At 30.8% G+C, this 23000-nt stretch carries 22 protein-coding genes and 2 other annotated features; of the genes, 1 reads left to right on the forward strand and 21 read right to left on the reverse strand.

Annotated elements, in window-relative coordinates; translation table 11 throughout:
* Window positions 1-69 precede the first annotated feature (69 nt).
* The 7 genes from argS to JMO20_RS03145 all read right to left on the reverse strand — a co-directional run bounded on the left by argS (window position 70) and on the right by JMO20_RS03145 (window position 9408).
* Window positions 70-1770 carry an arginine--tRNA ligase gene (argS, locus tag JMO20_RS03115; protein WP_202708071.1) on the reverse strand — a complete coding sequence of 567 codons (1701 nt, stop codon included), beginning with the start codon at window positions 1768-1770 and terminating at the stop codon, window positions 70-72.
* A 72-nt stretch (window positions 1771-1842) separates the two neighbouring features.
* Window positions 1843-2071: a binding site (T-box leader), on the reverse strand.
* A gap of 62 nt (window positions 2072-2133) precedes the next feature.
* Complete coding sequence (locus JMO20_RS03120; protein WP_202708072.1) at window positions 2134-3054, reverse strand: protease complex subunit PrcB family protein; 921 nt, start codon at window positions 3052-3054, stop codon at window positions 2134-2136.
* A 77-nt stretch (window positions 3055-3131) separates the two neighbouring features.
* Window positions 3132-3311 (reverse strand): hypothetical protein, encoded by a 180-nt coding sequence (locus JMO20_RS03125; RefSeq protein ID WP_202708073.1) that lies wholly within the window; start codon window positions 3309-3311, stop codon window positions 3132-3134.
* A gap of 1 nt (window position 3312) precedes the next feature.
* Entirely contained in the window at window positions 3313-3789 is a 477-nt protein-coding gene (locus JMO20_RS03130) for a 2-thiouracil desulfurase family protein (RefSeq protein ID WP_202708074.1), read from the reverse strand.
* Window positions 3790-3801: 12 nt separating this feature from the next.
* A complete protein-coding gene (locus JMO20_RS03135; RefSeq protein ID WP_202708075.1) occupies window positions 3802-6180 on the reverse strand; it encodes an endonuclease MutS2 in 2379 nt (792 codons plus the stop codon).
* Between the two features lie 38 nt (window positions 6181-6218).
* The gene (locus tag JMO20_RS03140) at window positions 6219-8705 is read right to left on the reverse strand and encodes a U32 family peptidase (RefSeq protein ID WP_202708076.1); all 2487 of its coding nucleotides are present in this window, start codon (window positions 8703-8705) and stop codon (window positions 6219-6221) included.
* Window positions 8706-8835: 130 nt separating this feature from the next.
* Window positions 8836-9408: a cell division protein ZapA gene (locus JMO20_RS03145; protein WP_202708077.1), complete on the reverse strand. Its 573-nt coding sequence runs from the start codon at window positions 9406-9408 to the stop codon at window positions 8836-8838.
* Between the two features lie 334 nt (window positions 9409-9742).
* Between JMO20_RS03145 and JMO20_RS03150 the strand changes: the two genes are divergently transcribed.
* Window positions 9743-10282, forward strand: coding sequence for a hypothetical protein (locus JMO20_RS03150; protein WP_202708078.1), 540 nt, complete (start codon window positions 9743-9745; stop codon window positions 10280-10282).
* A 79-nt stretch (window positions 10283-10361) separates the two neighbouring features.
* On the opposite strand, the gene JMO20_RS03155 is transcribed toward JMO20_RS03150, so the two are convergent.
* The 14 genes from JMO20_RS03155 to infC all read right to left on the reverse strand — a co-directional run bounded on the left by JMO20_RS03155 (window position 10362) and on the right by infC (window position 22751).
* Window positions 10362-10622: a hypothetical protein gene (locus tag JMO20_RS03155; protein WP_202708079.1), complete on the reverse strand. Its 261-nt coding sequence runs from the start codon at window positions 10620-10622 to the stop codon at window positions 10362-10364.
* 12 nt (window positions 10623-10634) lie between these two features.
* Window positions 10635-11243, reverse strand: a complete 609-nt coding sequence (locus JMO20_RS19825; RefSeq protein ID WP_207753422.1) for a DUF6199 family natural product biosynthesis protein — start codon at window positions 11241-11243, stop codon at window positions 10635-10637.
* A 310-nt stretch (window positions 11244-11553) separates the two neighbouring features.
* Window positions 11554-12531 (reverse strand): hypothetical protein, encoded by a 978-nt coding sequence (locus JMO20_RS03165; protein ID WP_202708080.1) that lies wholly within the window; start codon window positions 12529-12531, stop codon window positions 11554-11556.
* Window positions 12532-12568: 37 nt separating this feature from the next.
* The gene (locus JMO20_RS03170) at window positions 12569-13546 is read right to left on the reverse strand and encodes a phosphotransferase (protein WP_202708081.1); all 978 of its coding nucleotides are present in this window, start codon (window positions 13544-13546) and stop codon (window positions 12569-12571) included.
* Between the two features lies 1 nt (window position 13547).
* The gene (locus JMO20_RS03175; protein ID WP_202708082.1) at window positions 13548-14147 is read right to left on the reverse strand and encodes a GNAT family N-acetyltransferase; all 600 of its coding nucleotides are present in this window, start codon (window positions 14145-14147) and stop codon (window positions 13548-13550) included.
* Window positions 14148-14513: 366 nt separating this feature from the next.
* Window positions 14514-16913, reverse strand: coding sequence for a phenylalanine--tRNA ligase subunit beta (pheT, locus tag JMO20_RS03180; RefSeq protein WP_202708083.1), 2400 nt, complete (start codon window positions 16911-16913; stop codon window positions 14514-14516).
* Window positions 16914-17054: 141 nt separating this feature from the next.
* Complete coding sequence (gene pheS, locus JMO20_RS03185) at window positions 17055-18077, reverse strand: phenylalanine--tRNA ligase subunit alpha (protein WP_202708084.1); 1023 nt, start codon at window positions 18075-18077, stop codon at window positions 17055-17057.
* A gap of 111 nt (window positions 18078-18188) precedes the next feature.
* Window positions 18189-18421 (reverse strand) — a binding site (T-box leader).
* A 13-nt stretch (window positions 18422-18434) separates the two neighbouring features.
* Entirely contained in the window at window positions 18435-18524 is a 90-nt protein-coding gene (locus JMO20_RS20735) for a YqzL family protein (RefSeq protein WP_202708085.1), read from the reverse strand.
* A 73-nt stretch (window positions 18525-18597) separates the two neighbouring features.
* Window positions 18598-19416, reverse strand: a complete 819-nt coding sequence (locus JMO20_RS03195; protein WP_202708086.1) for a TrmH family RNA methyltransferase — start codon at window positions 19414-19416, stop codon at window positions 18598-18600.
* A gap of 16 nt (window positions 19417-19432) precedes the next feature.
* Window positions 19433-20080 carry a potassium channel family protein gene (locus JMO20_RS03200; RefSeq protein WP_202708087.1) on the reverse strand — a complete coding sequence of 216 codons (648 nt, stop codon included), beginning with the start codon at window positions 20078-20080 and terminating at the stop codon, window positions 19433-19435.
* A 12-nt stretch (window positions 20081-20092) separates the two neighbouring features.
* Window positions 20093-21457: a TrkH family potassium uptake protein gene (locus tag JMO20_RS03205; RefSeq protein WP_202708088.1), complete on the reverse strand. Its 1365-nt coding sequence runs from the start codon at window positions 21455-21457 to the stop codon at window positions 20093-20095.
* A gap of 122 nt (window positions 21458-21579) precedes the next feature.
* Entirely contained in the window at window positions 21580-21930 is a 351-nt protein-coding gene (gene rplT, locus JMO20_RS03210; protein WP_202708089.1) for a 50S ribosomal protein L20, read from the reverse strand.
* A gap of 29 nt (window positions 21931-21959) precedes the next feature.
* A complete protein-coding gene (rpmI, locus tag JMO20_RS03215) occupies window positions 21960-22160 on the reverse strand; it encodes a 50S ribosomal protein L35 (RefSeq protein ID WP_202708090.1) in 201 nt (66 codons plus the stop codon).
* Window positions 22161-22181: 21 nt separating this feature from the next.
* Window positions 22182-22751, reverse strand: coding sequence for a translation initiation factor IF-3 (gene infC / locus JMO20_RS03220; protein WP_243414616.1), 570 nt, complete (start codon window positions 22749-22751; stop codon window positions 22182-22184).
* Window positions 22752-23000: the final 249 nt, after the last annotated feature.

The raw sequence follows: 23000 nt of genomic DNA on the forward strand, positions 1-23000 counted from the left end.
TATTTTTGTGCAAATGAAAAAAGACATCTTGAGATGTCTTTTTTCATTTATACCTAAATATTAAATTTTCTACATTTTTTCTGGAGCTTCCATTCCTAATAATCCTAACCCAGTTTTAATAACATTCTTTACTGAATATACTAAAAGCAGTCTTGCCTTTTTAAGTTCTTCATCATCCACTAATATTGGACAATCATGATAGAACTTATTAAATGCTTGAGCTATATCTGTAATATGTCTTGTTATATAGGAAGGTTCATTTTTTTCCATTGCATTTATAACCACATCAGGCAATGACTCCAATAATCTAACTACCTCAACTGATTCATCATTTACTAAAAGACTATAGTCTATATCATCAGTTATATTTAACTCTGCTTTATCCAGTACACTATTAGCTCTAGCATGGGTGTATTGAACATATGGTCCTGTTTCTCCTTGGAAACTTAATGTACGTTCCCATGAGAATTCATAGTCTTTAATTCTATTATGATATAACTCTTGGAAAACTACTGCCCCAACACCAACCTGCTCAGCAACCTTTTCTTTATTTTCTAGGTTTGGATTTCTTTCTTCAATTATCTTCTTAGTTTGTTCAACAGCTTTGTTTAAAACATCTTCAAGAAAAACTACTCTTCCTTTTCTTGTTGACATAGTTCCTTCTTCTAAACTAACCATGCCAAAAGGAACATGAATACAATCCTGCGCCCACTCATAATCGAGAAGTTCAATTATCTTAAACCATTGTTGGAAATGAAGGTTTTGTTGAGCTCCAACCACATATATATTTTTATAAAAATTATAGGTTTCTTTTCTATAAACTGCAGCAGCAATATCTCTAGTTATATATAATGTAGAGCCATCACTTTTTTTAATCAATGCAGGCGGCATATCATAAGGCTCTAAATCAACTATTTCTGCCCCTTGAGATTTTGTCAATATACCTTTTTTCTCCATCATATCTAAAACTCTAGGCATTTTATCTGAATAAAAGCTCTCTCCTGCAAAGGAATCAAATTTAATATTTAACATATTATACACTCTGTTAAATTCTTTAAGACTAACTTCTCTAATCCATTTCCATAATTCTACTGCCTCTTCATTTTCGTTCTCTAACTTAGTAAACCAGTTTCTTGCTTGGTCATCAAGATCCTGATTTTTCTCTGCTTCCTCATGGAATTTAATATAAAGCTTAAGTAACTCAGGAATTGGATTACATTCTATGGTTTCTCTATCTCCCCATTCCTTGTAAGCTACAATCAGCTTTCCAAATTGAGTTCCATAATCTCCTAAGTGATTTACAGCTATAGCATTAAATCCTAAAAACTTATAAATATTATATAGTGCATGACCAATGACTGTAGTTCTAATATGACCAATGTGGAAAGGCTTGGCTATATTGGGCGAAGAAAACTCAACAATTACATTTTTATCTTCTCCTATGTTCGTTGACCCAAATTTTTCTTTCTTAGCAAACACTTCCTTTAAAACAGATTCTACAAGTTTCTCTTTATTAATAAAAAAATTCACGTAAGGACCTGCATTTTCAATCTTTTCGAAAAACTTATTTTCCTTCATTATTCCAGCTAATTCTTCTGCTATAATGTTTGGGGATTTTCTAAAAGCCTTTGCTAATTTAAAGCATGGCATTGCATAGTCACCCATATCAAAATTGGGTGGGATTTCAATTAATTCTTCCACTTCTTTTTGACTTAAATTTTCAACTTGACTGCTAACTAGTTTAGCTATTTCACTCTTAAAATTAATCATATTCTTCCTCCTTATTCCATAATATTAAAATTTACACTAGCTTTAATCAATAAAAAAACCTCGTCTCTATAAAATAGAGACGAGGTATATTCCCGTGTTACCACTCTAATTGATATAATTTTAATTTAAATAATTTATAATTATATCCACTCATTCACTTTAACGGCAGCAACCGGCTCATCTTCTTTATGATAAGCTTCTCCGAGGCTCTCTTCAAATACACTCATGTGTTAGGCTTGCACCATCCCTAACTCGCTATAACAAATTTTGTATATTTTACTTTCCTCTTCATGAAATTTCACAATCTTCTATTGACTCGTTATTATATCATATTATGTTTTCCAAAACAAGTTTTAATATTCATTATTTATTGAGGTAGTAACCAGGCTCTTTTCTTATATCTATTATAACTAGCTGTCCTTGCCCATTTTCAGCATATGTGAAAGATATTGTACTACCATCAGGTATTGCTCCATCTTCTATTAAAGATTTTGCACTATCAGTAAGTCTATATGCTTTAGTTTCACCATCTACTTTAATTTCAATAGAATTAACGTCTATCTGTCCAACATATTCACCAATTACTATATCAGCAATTGAACCATCTTCATCTACCTTATTAACCTTAGTCAATACTAATTCTCCTGTTGAACTATCTTCATAGTAGAAAAATTCCACAGTATCATTTTCATTAATTCCTTTAAATGCTTCATTAGTTACATCAAAGTACTCTTTTGATTCATCTGTAAGTCCAAATGATTTACTTTCATCATCTACATATATTTCTATTGAATCTGAGTCCAATTTTCCCATATACACCCCTAATGCATTCTTTTCATCTACAGGATTAAATGTTTCAATATTTTTCTCAAATTCGCCTAAAACTACTTTTCTTTCGTCTTCCTCAATTTTAATTAATTCAAATGGATAAGTTATAGCTTCAGTAACCATATCTCCAGCTTTAGGTCCATTAAGAACTCCATTTACCTTAATTGCATCTTCTTCTCCTACAACTGAAGTCACCTCAACAGAATATCCACCTGTATTTTGTTTGCCTCCACCAAGTATTATATAAGTATATCCATCATAAGCTTCAGAAGCAAATACGCCTTCTTTTTCTGAGTTATTTGCAACCCATTGACTTAAATCATCATTTTCTATCGTTGAAGGATCAACTATATCATACTCTAGTTCACCTAATTGAGCGTCTTTATTTCCACATCCTACTGCTAGTCCTAGAATTAAAACTGTTACAAATAAAAGTGACAATGTTCTTTTATACATATTTCTCCTCCTTTTTACATTACTTATGTTTAAGACGTAACCTAATAAGATAATGTTCCATATTGTTTCTCACTTAATTAAAGCTTACCTTTAATATGCTTTCTCATTTGTTCCAAAGGGACACTGTATAGGATTGTCCAATTTAAACAATTGTCGCAAAAACCAATTATATAAACCTTATCATCTTTAATTCTAATTTTTCTTCTATCCTCTCTATCCTTGATCTCAAATCCACAAAATTTACATCTCCAATTCATATTAATCTTCCTTTTTATCAGTAGATTTTATACTTTTAAGTAATTCATCTGGTAGATTTTCTTCAGAATAGATCTTTATCCCTTTTTTATGAAGCAGTTCAGCTGCTAAGCCATTTCCTTTTACTTTATTACCTGAAAAGGATCCATCATAAATTTTACCAAAACCACATGAAGGGCTTCTTGCTTTTAATATAGCTGTATTTACTCCTGCTATCTCTGCAATTCTTAGAGTTTCTTGAGCCCCTTTTAAAAAGCTTTTAGTTACATCTTGTCCTTTATTATTAAGTACCCTACTACTGCCATCTTTACACTTAATAATTTCTGCTGGGTTTCTGGGAGTAGTTAATCCACCCAATTGCTCTGGACAAACCAAAATAGCTTTTCCTACTTTAACTAGTTCTTCTATTTCTTCTATTAAATTATCTTTACCATCATACCTACAGCTTACTCCTGCAAGACATGCACTAACAATATACATTAAATCACCTACTTATTTAATCTCAACTACTGTTACTCCAGTTCCTCCCTCACCATGCTTACCAAGTCTATAAGACTTAACATGTCTATGGGTTTTTAATAACTGCTTAATGCCTTCCCTTAACACACCAGTTCCCTTACCATGTATAATATATACTTGACCTAATCCAGCAATATAAACATCATCTAAGAACTTATCCACATCTAGAATTGCCTCTTCTAAGTTTTTTCCTCTAAGGTCTATTTCATTCTTGATAGATTTAGACTTAGCTCTAATCATAGTCTTTGTTTTAGCTGATGTTGCTGACTGACTATTATCCTTAGCCTTTTCAACAGTAGATATATGGGCATTTACTTTCATAATTCCTACTTGTACCACTAGATTACCGTCTGAGTCAGGCGGATTAATAACTGTGCCAACTTGATTCAAGTTTATAAGCTTTACAGTTTCTCCTTCTTTGACATTCTTAGGAGGTTTTTTACTCTTCTTAGAAAGAACATTTTCAACTAAATCTCCTTCAATATCATCTAACTTAGTCTTTAATTTATCCTTTGCCTCTTGTAGCTTCTTTCTCCTATCTTTTTCAATCTCAGATGAAATATTTTTAATTTCATCAACTATATACTCTGCTTCTGCCTTTGCTTCCTTTACTATTTTTCTTGCTTCACTCTTTGCTTCCCTAATAAGTCTTTGCTTCATTGCATCAATCTTTTCTTTTTCCTTATCAAGGTTAGCCTTTAATTTATTTACCTCTTCCTTTAATCTTTCAGATTCTTCTCTGTTTTCTTCACTTATTCTTCTATCCTTTTCAATACTAGCTAATACATCTTCAAATTCTACATTTTCTTTAGATAATAGTTCCTTTGCATCATTAATTATGAAGTCTTGAAGTCCCAATCTCATAGATATTTCAAAAGCATTTGATTTACCAGGAACTCCTATTAAAAGCTTATATGTTGGACTTAAAGTTTCAACATCGAATTCAACCGATGCATTTTCTATTCCTTCAGTAGTTAATGCATAAATCTTAAGCTCGCTATAGTGAGTTGTAGCAATAGTCCTTATTTTCTTACCATGAAGATAATTAAGAATAGCCATTGCTAGTGCAGCACCCTCTGTTGGATCAGTACCTGCTCCCAACTCATCAAAAAGCACTAAACTATTTTCATCAACATTTTTCAATATCTCAACTATATTAGTCATATGAGATGAAAAAGTACTTAAACTCTGCTCTATACTTTGTTCATCCCCAATATCTGCAAATAAATTATCAAAGACTGCCATTTGTGTACCATATTCAGCTGGAACTTGTAGTCCTGCTTGAGCCATTAATGTAAATAAACCAACAGTCTTTAAAGTTACTGTTTTACCACCAGTGTTCGGTCCTGTTATCATTAGAGTGGTAAAGTCTTCACCAATATGAATATTAGTTGGTACTACTTCTTTTTCTTTCAATAATGGATGGCGTCCTGCTTTTATTTTTATATAGCCACTATCATTTAATAATGGTTTTGTTCCATTCATTTCTAGTGAAAGCTTAGCCTTGGCAAATACAAAGTCTAAATGAGAGAGCTGCTTCTGATTTTCTCTGATTCCATGACCTTCGACAGCTACCATCTCTGTCAACTCTGCTAAAATTCTCTCAATTTCAGCCTTTTCCTTTAGCTTTAACTCTTTTAAGTCATTGTTTAACTCAACAATTGCCATAGGTTCAATAAACAGTGTAGCTCCACTAGAAGATTGATCGTGTACTAATCCTGGGAAATTAGGTTTATACTCTTGTTTGACTGGAACAACAAACCTATCCTCCCTGATAGTTATAAGTGCATCTTGAAGGTATTTTCTATTAGTAGACGAATTTATAATAGAATTTAATTTATTTCTTATAGCACTATTTTTAGAATGAATCTGTCTCCTGATATTTTTAAGTGTAGTGCTTGCATTATCAGAGATTTCTTCTTCACTTATTATAGCATTGAATATGCTCTCCTCTATATCCTTATAAGAATTCAAACTTAATATAACATCTTGTAGTATTTCATACTTTGAATCTTTATCTTGTTTATCTTGTTTTATAAAGCTTCTTAATCTTCTTGCTGCTCTTAACGTATCGGCAATCCTTAATAAGTTTCCAGGCATAAGCGATGACCCTATTTCAGCCCTTTTCACTTCACTCAGTACATCATGGATTCCACCTAGTGGTGGTCTTCCTCTTCTAATAATGATATTTACTGCTTCATGAGTTTCTTTTTGAATATATTCAACCTCTTTAATTTCTGTACTTGGCATAAGTTTTTCTGCTACCTGCTTTCCTAGCTGAGATTCAGCCTTTTCTACGAGCATTCTCTTTATCTTGTCATACTCAAGTACCCTTAAGGTTTTTGAATTCATATAATTCCCTCCTAAAAACTTTCTGTCCCATATATTTGTTATAAAACCCCTCTAAAATAGTGCCCTTTAGTTATTCCATTTGCTAAATTAGATTTGTATTTATTAACAAATTCCTTTGCTTCTTTAATAGATATATGGCCCTTGCTAAAATCGTAATATATATTCTGTATCTCAGGTATTTCTTCATTTTCAAAAGTAAAATCTAATCGTAATAAGCTTGCGCCATTCTCATAAATCTCTTTCAAATGCTCCACAACCATTATTGGTTGACTGTTGTATATTATACTAGTTTCTCCTGTTCTCTCCGCTCTAAATATGATTCCTTTTCTATCCTTTAATCCGAAGCCTTGTGCAAAGTTACATTTTTCACAATCTCCCTTTAAATCACATTTCTTAGCAATTGAAAATGGACAGTGCTTCATTATCATTAATGGTAGATAACCATATACCAAAGCTTCACTTTCCATTATATCATAGGAGCATATTTCCTTTAACTGTTCCATTCTAAGTTCTGGTGATAAGGTACCACTATTCATTCCATATTCTCTAAACATCTTTAAAGTTGATGTGTTAAAAATATTCAATCCAATATCACCATGAATTTTTTTATTAAAATTATCTCTAACATATTTCAATACTCCTAAATTTCCAACCTTAAATCCATCAATAAGATGAATATCAATATTACTTATTTTATTATTAATAGTTTCAAAATCTTTATTACTAATAATCCTGTCTAAATCTAAATAAACTTCCTTATCATATTCCTTTACTGATTTAATAATACTATTTAAATTATCCATTAAAGGCAAGTATATTCTATCTAGCTTCCCCATATCAAGATTCTTAAACTGCTCAAATCTACTTATACTCACACTTATTTTTTTAGATCTATTACTTCCATTTTTAATCACATCAGACGAATAGTCGAATAATTTGTCTACTCTATCATGCAAGTCACTAATTTTAATAGTCCTTCTATTGTTAATTTTTTCTCTTTTCTTAATTAAAAGCTCTACTGCCTTTCTTCTGAGTTTATTTAGTACACTGATTGAAACCATAGCATCATTATCTAATTTAATATCAATCTTATCTAGTATAAAGGGAGTATTTCCTAACTTAGACATCTGCTCATTAATTTTCTCATAGCTTAAAGATACTTTTCTAGCTTTCTCTACTAATTCTTCACTTTCAATATTGATATGATTTTTAGAATCTCCAATATATAGCTTAATAGGCTTACCGATAGTGACATCAATAGCCATAAATATTGGGATATTAATTTTGTTTTCTCTATTATTATAAGTTTTCTGAGCCCTTTCTAATAGCTCTGTATCTGATGTTTTATAAACCTTTAATTTTGAACTGATACCATTAATTTTATTAATAGCAATAGTTTCTCCTGCAAGACCTTGATTTACTAAAGCTGTTCTTTTATATATTTTATTAAGTATTAGTCCTTCATTCTTACCATTTAAGGTATGAATCTCTATTCCATCACCTTGTCTTACATTGTCCTTAAGAGATATGTAGGTATACTTTTTATCAGATTTTATTACATCGCCTATATATATGCCTCTATTATTAGGTTTATCATAGGAGATATAGCTTTCGCCCTTCTCATCCATTATAAATCCTTTAGTAAATCCCCTATTAAATATCTGTAGTATGTCTTTTTTATCCTTTTCAGTTACTCCACTATTATCCTTACCTACCATTATACTTTCTAAAGCCTTTTTATAGCTACTTACAATTACCGCAACATATTCTGGTCGCTTCATTCTTCCTTCAATCTTTAATGAAGTTAGTCCACTATCAATAATTTGCTCTAAATAACCAATAGTATTTAAATCCTTTGGACTTAATAAATATTTCTCACTGAATTTTTCGTTTATGGGTTTACCATTATGAAATTTAACAGCAGTATATGCCATCCTACATGGTTGAGCACATCTTCCCCTATTGCCGCTTCTTCCACCGATGATACTGCTCATTAAACATTGCCCCGAATAAGAAATACATAAAGCACCATGAACAAAACCCTCAAGTTCAAGATCAGTTTTTTCATCTATATCCTTTATTTCTTCAACAGATAATTCCCTAGCTAAGACTACTCTTTGGAAGTCTATATCCTCAAGGAATTTTACTCCCATATAATTATTAATAGTCATTTGGGTACTTGAGTGGATTTCAAAATCGGGTAATAGCTCTTTTATAATCCTTACTAATCCAACATCTTGCACTATTAAGGCGTCAACATCTATATTATATAAAAATAGAATATAATCTATTACTTTCTTTAATTCATTATCAGATAACAATATATTCACTGTTACATAAACTCTAACATTTTTACTATGAGCATACCTAACTCCTTCTTCTAGCTGTTTATTATCAAAATTGGATGCATATTGTCTAGCATTGAAGAGTTTACCTCCTAAATATACAGCATTGGCCCCATTTTCGACAGCTGCATGTAAAGCCTCTATACTGCCAACTGGAGCTAATATTTCTATATTATTCATAATTACATCTCCTTAGTCAAAAAATAAAAGAGTAGAAAACTACTCTCTACTTTAAGCTTCTCATACCAATATATTATTGTTAAGATACCTATTCAAGTTAGCCTTATAATAATAATCTTTCTATTTATGTCTATTTTATTCCTTTTTTAGTATTTGTTGTCTCTTCTTCATCAAGGGTTCTCAAAAACTCATCAAGCTCTTTTTTAGTCTGAACTAATTCTAGTTGGTTTTCAAAAAGCTTATTCTGAAGCTCACTGATTATTTTCTCTGATTTCTCTATCTCTTCTTCCTTAATATCCAAAGCTTGTTCATATTTTTTTAACTTTTTATTCTTTATTTCTAGTTCTTTTCGTAGCTCTTGAAGCTCACTTTCATATTCTGCACAGGTACTAGTTATCTCAGCCTTTTCTTCTTGAAAACTCTGAGCATACACCCTTAATTCTTCTAATTCTTCCAAGGGCTCCTTTACACTTTCCTTTAATTCAGTCAACTCTACATGAGCATTGTAAAATTTATCAGCTATATTAAATGCAGCCAAGGTAGCAGCCATTGATTGACTTAGCTTTTTATTTTTTAATTGAGTCCCTTGTATTTCCTCATCAACAAAATCGGCTATATGTCGAATATACTCCTCTGATTCTTCACCAATAACAGTAATTTCTTGACCATTTATTTTAACTACAACCTTCTTGCGCTCTGTCATAGATAATCCTCTCCTTTAAATCTATAACTATCCATTTTATACAATTTTAATCAAATTTATTTTTAAAACGTTTTTTCATGACCTACTATATACTATTTCGCTTTATTTCAAGTATTTCCTTCCAACTACAAAGAAAATTTATAGTTCAATAATTATTTTATCAGATAAAAAAATAATTTGAAAGGTATTATTTGGGAATGCTATTATTTTTATTTTATTCATTTTTAATAAATACACTAGACTGACAGCTTATGGAATTATATGTATATTTCATGTTTTTCTATTGGTTTGGTAATATTTTCATATTATAATAATAATATAAGGGGGAGTTTAGATGAATAAAAAGCTTATTTTACTTGGCATCTTAATTATTTTACTAATGGCTATCTCTTTTACAGGTTGTACAGCTAAGAAAGCTGAATATGCTAAGGACCTAGAAGAGCTAACACCTCAGCAATATCACTCCAAGGAAATCTCTGAATTCATAAAAGAAAAAGAAAAGATTTATACAGCAATTATGATTTTTAATTACATCACTATAGGTTTTGCTTTTGGTTTAGTAATAAAATACCTATTAATAGATAATGAATTGGAATCTCAGTACAGACTGTCAATAGTCTTAGTTAATTCTTTAGCAATTGTAGCAACGGTGGTTTCCTTCGATTCAGTACAGTTTGCATCATTCTTTGTAAACAAATATGGTCAGATACCCTATCCTACTTTCAATATATTGATATTTGAATTAATAGCTGGAATTATAATAGTATTTTCAATATGGTTAATCAAGTATATGAAGAAAAAAACTGAAGAACATTCAAAAAATCTGAAATTACATTCAGATGATGAGAATTGGGAAGCATGGTGGAATAAGTAACGAATCTCAAATTATCATAAAATTTTTATTAGTAATGGCGTCATATAAATGACGCCATTACTTTGCTTTCTATTTTCTTTTATTTTATCTTTTCTAATATTCTTAACTTGTCTTCTAATTCACTAGTCTTCTTTTTAAGCTTAAATATGCTATGTGCTGACCATATTACATAGATAAATAAAGCGATTTTAACGATAAATTTTACTATGGTAATAATAGAGTTTGCTATATTAAAAGTTGGATCTGTATACCCACCTATAAACAACATTGTTAATATAAATAAGCTTATAAGTATAGTTGAAATAAGAATAGGATACTCTTCAAGTATTGATTTTTTCATTTAAGACCTCCTTTAAAAACTAGTTATAATAATTATTACAGAAAAAATTATCAATCCTATTCCTATTAATCTTGTAACTCCTAAATACAACTCACTTGGCTCAGCACTCTTAAACATCCATCCTTTAGATAAATGAAAGGAAAGTTGCGGAGCTATTATATTGATTAACCCTGCTATTATTAAAAATGGAACCCAAAATATACTGATAGAATCTTCATTTCTATTTTTATTATTACTGGTACTGAAGGTAGTATAAATGTCTTTCAAAATTTTATCCGTTTTTGCTGTTAACTCCATATTAGCATTAGCACTAATACCACTTTCATGTACTGTGGCTTCATCTCCATTTGGAAATTTAACTTTTATAGCATTTCTATCTTTCTCTATTTCATAATATTCTTGTTTTGAAACTATCATTTTAAATTTATTTCTTGATGATTCACTTAAAACTATCTCAATAGTAGAGTCATCCTCTGCCCTATATAATTTACTATTATTATCCTGACTCTCTAAATCATAATATTTGTTATTAAAATATATCCAGTCAGTATTTTCCTTGCTTGAACAACCGGATAACAGTAAAATACTAATCAATAAAACTATACTAAATATTTTCTTCAATTTGTCTCCCCCCACATAGTCAATTATAACAAATAAAACATCCTTTTATTATTTGTGCTCAATTAACTATTTTTTGATTATTTATTAGTTCATTACATGATAACATTACTTTATCATCTCTTCAATCTTATCTATTCTCTTATTAAGTTTACAAGCTCTCCCTAATCTATATTAATAAATTCTTCACAAGCTGAAATTAACATATTCCTTGTCAAAATAGTAAAGGAAACTGCAAATTGAAGATTTATGCAATTTCCTTTATAAGTTTAATACTCTGTTCTACTACATCTCAAATCAACTACAATATTGCTTAGTTTTTTTGTAATTCAGCAATGATTTTCTTTGTTAATTCATTAGAAATATGTGTTTTATATAGTAATGCTTCTTTAATCTCTCTATCGTATACATCTATTAAAGTAAGTCCATCCTCATAAAGATCAATAAAATATATGCGAAAAGATTCATTATTAGCAGTTTTAAGTTTTGAACCGTAGTCTAAGTAAATAGAATAATGAGGATATCTATTGTCGTTTTTTATAGAATAGTCAAAATACTCGAATCCTCTTAGATTATCAAGTTTCTTGGCTTGTAATTCACTTACTAATTGCATAATTAATTTTTCATCTTTTATTGTAACTTCTTTATCTTCTCTCAAGCTTTCAAGAATTTCACTAGTGTTATATGATTTATGCTCTTCAACTTTATTTATAGTTATAGAATCAGGTGCCCCTAATCTACTTATATCCAATGTTTTATGCTCGACAAACAGTTTATTATTTGGAAATATAAACATAACAATGCTTAATGCGAACATAAAAAGTGAGCCAGCAATTCTCCATCCTTTTTTGCCTTTTTTATTGTCTTTGATTATTTTTTTTATATTCTTATACTGTAAACAAATGACAAAGACTGCAATTAATATGCTTACTATTTGATAATTTAAATGTAAAAACTCTTCTCCAGAATTAAATATTTCATAACTATTTATAAAAATAGCAACTAACAATATAGAATAAACAATGATTTTTACGATTTCTTTAAATTCTACATGTTCACCTTTATTTGATTTTATAATTAACTTCACTAGAGGCTCAATAACCATAAATACAAGGCTTGCTAAAAGCAAAGAATAAATTAAATAGTTAACTTGAGGTTGTATAAATGCAAAGTATAAGAAAGACATACCTAAAACTACTCCCAAAATTATAGTAACCAGACTTTTAGATTTATCATTATCCTCGTTATTATTCAAATTAGTTTCTTTATTTTCTTCGTTGATATTAACCACCTCTTTTCATTCTATCTCATATTAATATAAATGTGGTTTATATATTCTTTAAACCATCTAATTCCTTAAGCTTTTCTATTTGCTCTATCATACTATTATAATTTAAATAATACCACTTTGTTAGCTTCCAGTCTTTTATAATATGAGCTAATACAATATTTGCATAATTCCAAAGCTTTGAACAGTTATAGTCAATCTTAAATTCATTCCATGAAATTTCAAATGAGGATTCATCACATAATGATTGATAATAAGTAGCTAGTATATCTTCCTCCCACCTACTATCAACCCATAAGCTTCCTTTATCATTCTTATAATCTCCTAAAAGCCTTCCAATGTCCTGTGAATAACACCCAATACATGCATGCTCCCAGTCAATAAATTTAATCTGTTTATCATTATTAATTATATTTATAGGTAATAAATCGTCATGAATTAAAACTTGTGGTTGACCTCTTAATCTCTTTGCTGCCAATTTTAATACTTTAATAGTATCTGTATTTAAAGTTTTAGTTTTCCCTTTGTTTATTAAGTTCTCTATTTTATCAAGTTTATCCATTAGCATTTCATTATTGTTCATTACCTTGGAATAATCTTTTGATCTCAAATCTAAATTTAAAAACTTGCAGTGTAGCTTTGCTAGCTCATTTCCAACTCTACAATAAGTACTTAAATTCCCTTCTCGTAAAGTCTTACCTTCAATAAATTCTAGTAAAAACCATGTCTTACCACCATCAGCAATAATTTTACCTTTATAATTAGGAACTGGAAGTGATTTTTCGCGAAGAAATTTCTCATATATAATTGCTTCATAGTCATTTTGAGATTTTTTCAGTATGTATTCATTAGATTTAGTACGAACAAAGTATACATTATATTTTTTATTTAATTCTCCATCCTCTAACCTTTTCAACTCAATCACGTCTTTACTATCATAATCATAAATTAAACAATCTACTATTTTATCTATACCTTCGTCTAAAATACAATCTTTTTTACTATCAGTAATCACCATTTTATTCCTTTCTAAGAGATAAATCTTGAAATTTCTTTTCGTTTTCTATAAACTCTTCCTTTGTCAATCCATATAGTATTATGTCATGGTATCTACCATCTGTATATACCATTTGGCGTTGAACGCCTTCTTGTACACAACCTACTTTTTTAAGCATTGTAGGAGAAGCAATATTAGTTTCTAGCACTGACCCATAGTACTTATTTAATCTACGTTCAAAGAATGCATATCTTAACAGTATTCTCATTGCTGCAGTACCATAGCCCTTTCCCCTATAATCACGACCAACCTGCATACCTATACTAAATGTACCATTTCTCTCATCAATAGAATTTAAGTTTAATGCTCCAACATTTGTTCCATCTAAGGTTTCTATAGTAAACATATATCTATTCGTTTCAGTATTAAAATTAACAAACTTATTTACTCCTTCCTGCTCTAATTCTAAAGAAGTAGGAAGTTCGATTTGGTATTGTAGCTTTCTTCTTGCTTCGCTATCAAACATATTGTAATAGCTTTCTTCCCAATCTTCTGGCAACATTGGACGCAAGCGTATCTTTGCACTTTGCCAATAATACTTATCATATTTTATTTCCTTCATAATCTCACCCCTAAAATTACTTATATATTCTTCCCTTTTTCTTAACATGCTACCAAATAATTATAACATTCCACCTTAAAGAAAAATGTCGGAATATGTTTTTTTATACAATTTAATACTCATCATCTATTACAATAAAGTACTTATAATTTTATTTTAATATAAAGTTATTTTTTTACCAATATCAACATACTAAAAGGTCCATTTAACTTATTAGAATGTCATTATTAAGATATTAAGTGAAGATTTATATACTTTCTTAGTCTGACTATTAGCTAGAATTTATTTCAAATATAAAAAAACCAACAGAAAACTGCTGGTTTTTTTATTGCTCTATATCATTTACAAAAATTATAATCGGCTATATTATGCTCTCAATTCTGCGTTTAAATTTTCTTTAAGAGCTTTTACTATTGGGTCATGAACTTTAGCTATTTCTTCATCAGTTAATGTCTTATCCAATGACCTATAAGTAATTGAATACGCCACACTTTTCTTTCCTTCAGGTATTTGGTCTCCTGTATATATATCAAATAACTCTATACCTTCAACTAATTTATTTCCATTATCCCAAATGATTTTCTCGATATCTTTAACTAAAATATCTTTATCTAATACTAAAGCTATATCTCTTGAAATGGCAGGATATTTAGGTAGTTCTTTATACTTTCTTTCTAAATTCGAGAGTATTCCTATTATTTCAAGGTCTAGCTCTGCAATATATATTCTTTCCTTCATTCCATAGTTCTCTAATACATCAGGGTGAACTTCACCAATAGTACCTAACACATGATTATTCTTAGTTATATTAGCAGTTCTTCCAGGATGGAACGTAACATAGTTTTCTTCTCTTAAATACTCTTGATTAGTAATACCAAGTCTCTTAAGCATAGAGTCTACAATACCTTTAATATCAAAATAATCAACTTTTCCATACATTCCAATACATAAAGTTTTATTTTCATATGGTAAAGACTTAACTGGTACAGATGTTGGTCGGAAGATATTTCCTATCTCAAAAGCCCAAGCTCTATCAACATCATACTTATAGTTCCTAGTTAAAACTTCAAGCATATTAGGAACTAAAGTAGTTCTCATAACACTAAAGTCTTCACCTAGTGGATTCATAATCTCAACATATTGTCTTTTCAAACTACCTTTTGGAAGATTAACTTTATCATATACCTTCGGACTCACGAATGAATAAGTAGTTATCTCATTTAATCCAAGCCCCACTAGTATATCAGTAATATTATCTTCTATTCTTCTAGCTGTTGATTTTTCTCCCTTGGTTAATGTGCCTACTAAAGGTACTGGTGGTATCTTGTCAAAGCCATAAATTCTACCTATTTCTTCGATAAGATCAGCTTCCTGCTCCACATCCTGTCTAAATGTTGGAACCGTAACCTCGATATTCTCACCATTTACTTTAGACTCAAGTCCTAACCTATTAAGAGTTTCCATCATTTGATCAGCCGCTAAATCAATATCAAGCATATTATTCACTCTGAATGGTCTTAAATCTATTACCTTCTCTTTAGCAACAGACTTATATATGTCTATGTTCCCAGCTACAACAGTTCCTGCTCCAATTTCTTCAATTAATTGACAAACTCTGTTACATGCTTCATTAGCTAGATTAGAATCTAACCCTTTTTCATACCTAGATGATGCATCTGTTCTTAACCCTAAGGCTCTAGAAGTGAGTCTAACACTTCTTCCATTAAAGTTGGCAGATTCAATAAGAATAGTCTTGGTTTCTTCACTTACTTCACTATTTGCTCCACCCATTACTCCTGCAACTGCAATAGGCTTCTCATTGTCAGCAATTACAAGCATTGAATCATTTAGTTCCCTTTCAACGTCATCAAGGGTTTCAATTTTTTCACTCCCTGTGGCTCTTCTAACTGTAACCTTTTTGCCTTTTATATTTTCTAAATCAAATGCATGTAGTGGTTGCCCAAGCTCAATCATTACGTAATTTGTGATATCAACTATATTATTAATTGGCCTTACGCCTGCTTCTGCAAGCTTTCTTCTAAGCCACAATGGAGAAGGTTTCACATCAATATCCTTAACTACCCTAGCATAGTATCTAGGACATAATTCTTCGTCCTTTACTTCAATTCCATTTACATATTGATCTATTTGGTCTACTTCATTTTCTATTTTTATCTGAGGGCACTCTAAGTCCCTATTTAACGTTGCAGCTGTTTCTCTAGCCATACCTACTATACTTAGACAATCAGGTCTATTTGGAGTAATCTCAAAGTCTATTACTACTGAATTAAGTCCCATTACTTCCTTGATGTCCTGTCCTAGAGGATACTCTTTATCTAGTATGTAGATACCATTCTTTAGTTCTTTTATTATCAATCCCTCATCTATCCCTAATTCTTCTGCTGAGCATAACATTCCAAATGAAGGCTCTCCTCTTAGTTTAGATTTCTTAATCTTCATTCCATTTGGTAACTTAGCTCCTACCAATGCAACAGGAACATAGTCACCTTCATTAATATTCGTAGCTCCAGTAACAATTTGAAGCTTTTCTTCACCAACATCTATTGTAGTAATAACTAGCTTATCAGCGTTTGGATGACTAACTATCTTTTCAATTTTTCCAACAACTACATTATTTACTCCTTTATCTATTTCTTCTATAGAATCAACATGGGAACCTGACATTGTAAGTCTATCAGCTAACTCTTTAGTATCTATACCATCTATATTAACATACTCTTTTAGCCATTTTACTGGTATTAGCATTCTATCCCTTCCTTTCAAACTTAATATATATTACCTTTATAATCTAATGTACAGTAAATATACCTTAGACAAGATATATCATGAACTTTAGACAATTTAATACATAGTCTAATATTTAATATACAAAAATATTAAATATAACTAAAATTGATTTAAGAATCTCATATCATTTTCAAATAGCAACCTGATATTATTAATTCCATATTTCACCATGGCTATTCTATCTACTCCTAACCCAAATGCAAATCCACTATATTCTTCTGGATCAATTCCACAATTTCTTAAAACATTTGGATGAACCATACCGCATCCTAATAGCTCCATATCCCATCCAGTTCCATGACATGAAGTACATCCTTCACCTCTACATTTTAAGCAAGAAACATCTACCTCTGCACTAGGCTCAGTGAATGGGAAGTGATGAGGTCTAAATCTAGTTTTCATATCCTCTCCAAAAAGCTCTTTAATAAACATATCTATTGTGTGTTTTAAATTAGCAATAGTAATATTCTTATCAATAACTAGTCCCTCAAGCTGATGGAACATAGGTGAATGGGTATCATCTACATCATCAAATCTAAAGGTTCTTCCAGCAGAAACTATCTTAAATGGTGGCTTCCTCTGCTTCATCACTCTAATTTGTACTGGTGAAGTATGGGTTCTTAAAAGAATATTATCAGTTATATAAAATGTATCTGATAAATCCCTTGAAGGATGGTTTTCAGGTGAATTTAATGCATCGAAATTATTATGAACAGTCTCAATCTCAGGTCCTTCAACCACATCAAATCCCATATTCATAAACACATTTTCTAATTCTTCCTTCACCTTTAATAGAGGGTGCCTATGACCTATTACTTTTGTTTTACCAGGCATAGAAATATCAATTTTCTCAGCCTTAAGTCTTGCCTTCTTTTTTGCTTCCTTGAAATCAGATTTAACTTGATTTAATTGACCTTCAATAGCTTCTCTAACTTCATTTGCTAATTGACCAATAACTGGTCTTTCCTCCTTAGACAACTTACCCATGCCTCGAAGAACTTGTGTTAATTCACCCTTCTTGCCAAGATATTTCACTCTAATATTATCTAATTCTTCCAAATTAGATGACTGTTTAATGGCATCAAGAGCATTTTCCATTATGTTTTGCAATTTTTCCTTCATAAATAAAACTCCTTTCTGATTAAAATTTAATATTTTTATTTTTTGATGCATCAAATCAACTATTTATGTAAACAAAAAATAAATTATAAATATAAAAAACCTTCATCCCAAAAAAGGGACGAAGGTATAATCCGCGGTACCACCCTTATAGCTTTTAAATATATATCTATAAAGCCACTTAACAATAACAATAACGGCCATTATGCCGGCATAAGCCTACTAATACTTTCAGCTTAGCAGTTCAAGAGTGAACTTCAGTATTTTCCAACCTAAAGATGCTTTCAGCCTTTGGCACCTTTTCTCTAAAGGACTCCAATACCTACTCTCTCTATCAAAACCTTTAAATATTCAAATGTATTAATTTAACAGCAATTTCCTATACATCAAATACGCAGCAATAGATCCCGTTAAACTAAAAATTTTCCAGTAAAAATTAGCATCTACCATAGGCGAACACCCCTTCAGTGCTATTTATATAAATTATAGCATGGGGTATTTTAAAATACAAGTAATATGTAAACTAAATTTGCATTTTTTTGCAATCTTGTCTTTGTCTACTTGCTTCATACATAACTATACCTGAGGCTATCGCTGCATTTAAGGACTCTGCCTCTCCTTTCATGGGAATCTTAGTACTATAGTCTGATATTTCTATAACTCTATCAGACACTCCAGAGGCTTCATTTCCTATAATCAAAGCAAAGTCTTGTTTAAAATCTATATTATAGCAATAATCACTAGACTCTAAGGATGTAGATATTATTTTTATCTCTTCCTTTTTTAAAGAAGCAATAATGTCTTCTATATCGCCTTCAAATGCCAGAGGGATATGAAAAATTGAACCCATAGTTGATCTTATAGTTTTGGGATTAAATACATCTACACATCCCTTAGTTACAACTATTCCATTTGCTCCTAATGCATCAGCAGTGCGTATTATAGTTCCCATATTTCCAGGGTCCCTTAATTCATCCAATATTACTAAAAAATTATTGTTTTTTAGTACAACATCCTTAAGGGAGCTTAATTTAAATTTTACTACCGCAATAATACCTTGTGGATTTTCAGTATCTGATATTTCATTTAGTAGCTTATCAGGTATATTATATGCATTTTCAAAATTTTTAATCTCATCAAATAATTCGCATCCTCCATTAATATCAAATAAAGCATCGGAATAGAGGAAAAATTCAATATCTGCTTTAGAGATTAACCCTTCTTCAACTGCCTTCAATCCTTCTACAAAGTAGTTCGCTGATTTCCATCTTGCTTTTTTTCTATGTAAAGATTTTACATGCTTTATAAGTGAGTTTGAAGAGCTAGTTATCTTGCGTTCCATTAATTACACCTCATTATTATCTTCTTTCAAGTTTTCTCAAATCTTCATTACTACCGATTACTATAAGTACATCTCCTTCTCTAATAACATCATCGCCATATGGTGTTATATTAATATCATTGCCATGCTTTATAGCCATAACATTTATACCATATTTCGTCGGAAGTCCAATTTCCTTTAATGCTTTACCTACCCACTCTTTATTAGTTGAAATTTCTACGATACTATAGTCAGGAGCAAGTTCTATGTAATCTAGTATATTAGTTGAAACTAAATTGTGTGCAACTCGTAAACCCATTTCTCTTTCTGGAAATACTACCCTATCTGCTCCTATTTTCTTTAAAACCTTACCATGCAAATCATTATGAGCCTTAGCTATAACTGTTTTTACACCCAGTTCCTTCGCTATTAGTGTAGCCATAATAGATGCTTGAATATCAGATGCAATACTAACAACTGCAACATCAAAGTTCCTTATTCCTAAAGTTCTCAATGCATTCTCATCAATAGCATCTGCCGCTACTGCGTGAGTTACATGATCAGATAAATCCTGTATCTTTTCTTCATCTTTATCAATAGCTAATACATCATATCCAAGACTATAAAGACTTGTAGCAACACTAGCTCCAAACCTTCCACAGCCTATGACAACAAATTGTTTCATATTTTCACCATCCTATCCAACTAAAATTCTTTCCTCTGGATATCTAAAGTTACCTTTCTTGCGCTTTCTTCTCTTTGCAAAGGCAAAGGCCAGAGTTAGTGGTCCTACTCTACCAATAAACATAGTAAAGGTTATTATAAGTCTTCCTAAAACCGATAAATCAGATGTTATTCCTCTACTTAACCCTACAGTTCCAAATGCTGAAGTAGCTTCAAATAATACATCTAAGAATGAAGCATCACTCCCACCTTCTGTAATAGATAACATCATAGTAACTAAAATAACTATTGCCAATCCTATTCCTATAACTGCTAATGATCTCAATACTAAATCATTAGGAATTCTCTTTTTAAAAAGTTGTATATCCTCATTACCCATGATAACCGATGCCATTCCTAATACTAGAGCACCAATAGTAGTCGTCTTTATTCCACCTGCTGTAGAACTTGGTGAACCACCAATAAACATAAATATGATAATTAAGAATGCAGTTGCATCACGAATAGAACCCATATTAACACTATTAAATCCTGCTGTTCTTGGAACTAATGATTGGAACCAAGATGCAAGAATCTTTCCTTTAAAAGATAAATTTCCTAACGTTTCAGGATTACTATACTCTATTATAAACACTAATATAAATCCAAGTAATAATAAAATCCCTGAAATTAATAGTACCAATTTTGTATGTAAAGAAAATCTTTTGAATCTCTTATTATTTGTAATGTCTATGTAAACAGTATATCCTAATCCTCCAATTATAACTAATAAGCCTATAACAATGTTTACTACAAAGTCAGACACAAATGTCTCCATACTAGTTCCAATTAAATCAAATCCTGCATTACAAAATGCTGATATTGAGTGGAATATTGAAAAGCTTATCCCTTTTAAGTATCCATACTTAGGTATAAATCTAGTTGCTAATAAAATGGCTCCTATCCCCTCTATGGTAAACGTAGAAATGATAATATACTTAATCAACTTAACCACTCCTGAAAGGGTAAAGTGATTTAGCTCCTCTTGGATTATAAGTCTTTCTTTTAATGTAATTCTCTTTCCTAAAATTAATGCTATCAAAGTAGCCATAGTCATAAAGCCTAGACCTCCAATTTGGATCAAGACCAATATTACTACCTTCCCAAATATAGTCCAATGAGCTGCAGTATTCACTACTATAAGTCCAGTAACGCACACCGCTGAAGCGGAAGTAAATAATGAATCAATCAGCCCTATACTTTTACCACTTTGAGATGCAATGGGTAGATTAAGTAATGTAGCACCAATTAAAATCAGCCCTGCAAAACCTAATACAAGGGTCTGAGCTGGATTTAGTTTTAATTGATTTCCTTTGTCTTTTGAGTTTATTGCTATCATCCCCTAGCATAATAAAATATTTGTTTTCCAAATTTAAATAACTATTTTTATATTATACCACTTTAGTCATAAGTTTAAAAGGTAATATAGCTTCATAAAAAAAAGTCCCGAAATCGGAACTTTTAGTTACTTTTTGATATTTCAACTAATTTAGCAAATCCTTGTGGATCATAGATTGCCATTTCTGATAACATTTTTCTATTTATATCAATGTTTGCCTTTTTAAGTCCATTAATGAACCTACTATAAGACATACCATTTTGTCTAGCAGCAGCATTAATTCTAGTTATCCAAAGCTTTCTAAAATCTCTCTTTCTAAGTTTTCTACCAATGAATGCATAATTTAATGATTTCATTACTGCTTGATTTGCTGGTTTGAAAAGCTTACTCTTTGCTCCATAATAACCTTTAGCAAGCTTCAATACTTTCTTATGCTTCTTTTTCGCGTTTATTGCCTTCTTTACTCTAGCCATTGTAGTCTACCTCCCTTATCCTGTTTATATTAATATGGTAACATTACCTTTACTTTTTTCTCATCAGCCTTGCTTACTAAAGTCGCTTTTCTTATATTTCTAACTCTCTTAGGACTACGAGTTGATTTTCCAATAAAGTGATTACTGTGCATTCTACTTCTTTTAATCTTTCCAGTTCCAGTTTTCTTATATCTTTTTGCAGCAGCTTTACGTGTCTTCATTTTTGGCATATTATTTCCTCCTCTCAGTTCTTACTGTGATTTTTTAGGAGATAAAAACATAATCATATTTCTACCTTCCATTTTAGCTCTTTTCTCTATAACTCCAACTTCTGAAGTTTTTTCAGCAAAGTCCTTTAGTACTTCTCTACCTAGTTCAGTATGACCTAGTTCTCTACCTCTAAATCTTACTGTTACTTTAACTTTATCTTCATTTTTTAAGAACTTTATTGCTTGCTTAGCTTTAACATTTAAATCGTGTTCCTCAATGTTAGGACTTAATCTTACTTCCTTAACATTAATGATTTTTTGATTCTTCTTAGCTTCTTTTTCTTTCTTCTGCATTTCGTACTTATATTTACCATAGTCCATGATTCTACATACTGCTGGTCTAGCGTTTGGAGCAACCTTAACTAAATCTAATCTCTTATCATTAGCAATCTTTTGCGCTTCCTTTGTAGCCATAATCCCTACCTGCTCGCCATCAGCACCTATTAATCTCACTTCTCTATCTCTAATTTGCTCATTAATCTGAAGATCTTTAATACTATGACACCTCCTATATTTTTTAACTAAATAACAAAAAGCGGACAGTATAACCATCCGCTTCAAATAACATTGCAAAAAGAACATAACTAGTCATTCACAACTAGTATAAAATTCATATTAACCTTATTAGCCATGCCATAAGGTGAGAAGCGGATACTTCTACTTTGTTTTAATTATTATTAACTAAAGTACATATCGTAGTACATTATATGCTAAAATTTAAATGTTGTCAACAAAAAGTTTTATCTTTTGATAAGACTCCCACTTCTATAAGTGGGAGAGAAGATTTCTCTTCAGGTGGAG

Source organism: Sporosalibacterium faouarense (assembly GCF_016765695.1).
GTDB lineage: Bacteria > Bacillota > Clostridia > Tissierellales > VENL01 > Sporosalibacterium > Sporosalibacterium faouarense.

Coding starts and splice junctions, on each gene's coding strand:
- JMO20_RS03175 (WP_202708082.1), bottom strand. CDS start 14,147: ATGAAGGAAATAAAATATGATAAGTATTATTGGCAAAGTGCAAAGATA.
- pheS (WP_202708084.1), bottom strand. CDS start 18,077: ATGAAGGAAAAATTGCAAAACATAATGGAAAATGCTCTTGATGCCATT.
- pheT (WP_202708083.1), bottom strand. CDS start 16,913: ATGCTAATACCAGTAAAATGGCTAAAAGAGTATGTTAATATAGATGGT.
- rpmI (WP_202708090.1), bottom strand. CDS start 22,160: ATGCCAAAAATGAAGACACGTAAAGCTGCTGCAAAAAGATATAAGAAA.
- argS (WP_202708071.1), bottom strand. CDS start 1,770: ATGATTAATTTTAAGAGTGAAATAGCTAAACTAGTTAGCAGTCAAGTT.
- JMO20_RS03135 (WP_202708075.1), bottom strand. CDS start 6,180: ATGAATTCAAAAACCTTAAGGGTACTTGAGTATGACAAGATAAAGAGA.
- JMO20_RS03140 (WP_202708076.1), bottom strand. CDS start 8,705: ATGAATAATATAGAAATATTAGCTCCAGTTGGCAGTATAGAGGCTTTA.
- JMO20_RS03130 (WP_202708074.1), bottom strand. CDS start 3,789: ATGTATATTGTTAGTGCATGTCTTGCAGGAGTAAGCTGTAGGTATGAT.
- JMO20_RS03205 (WP_202708088.1), bottom strand. CDS start 21,457: ATGATAGCAATAAACTCAAAAGACAAAGGAAATCAATTAAAACTAAAT.
- JMO20_RS03200 (WP_202708087.1), bottom strand. CDS start 20,080: ATGAAACAATTTGTTGTCATAGGCTGTGGAAGGTTTGGAGCTAGTGTT.
- JMO20_RS03195 (WP_202708086.1), bottom strand. CDS start 19,416: ATGGAACGCAAGATAACTAGCTCTTCAAACTCACTTATAAAGCATGTA.
- JMO20_RS03120 (WP_202708072.1), bottom strand. CDS start 3,054: ATGTATAAAAGAACATTGTCACTTTTATTTGTAACAGTTTTAATTCTA.
- JMO20_RS20735 (WP_202708085.1), bottom strand. CDS start 18,524: ATGGTAGATGCTAATTTTTACTGGAAAATTTTTAGTTTAACGGGATCT.
- rplT (WP_202708089.1), bottom strand. CDS start 21,930: ATGGCTAGAGTAAAGAAGGCAATAAACGCGAAAAAGAAGCATAAGAAA.
- JMO20_RS03150 (WP_202708078.1), top strand. CDS start 9,743: ATGAATAAAAAGCTTATTTTACTTGGCATCTTAATTATTTTACTAATG.
- infC (WP_243414616.1), bottom strand. CDS start 22,751: ATGGTTATACTGTCCGCTTTTTGTTATTTAGTTAAAAAATATAGGAGG.
- JMO20_RS03155 (WP_202708079.1), bottom strand. CDS start 10,622: ATGAAAAAATCAATACTTGAAGAGTATCCTATTCTTATTTCAACTATA.
- JMO20_RS03170 (WP_202708081.1), bottom strand. CDS start 13,546: ATGGTGATTACTGATAGTAAAAAAGATTGTATTTTAGACGAAGGTATA.
- JMO20_RS03145 (WP_202708077.1), bottom strand. CDS start 9,408: ATGACAGAGCGCAAGAAGGTTGTAGTTAAAATAAATGGTCAAGAAATT.
- JMO20_RS03125 (WP_202708073.1), bottom strand. CDS start 3,311: ATGAATTGGAGATGTAAATTTTGTGGATTTGAGATCAAGGATAGAGAG.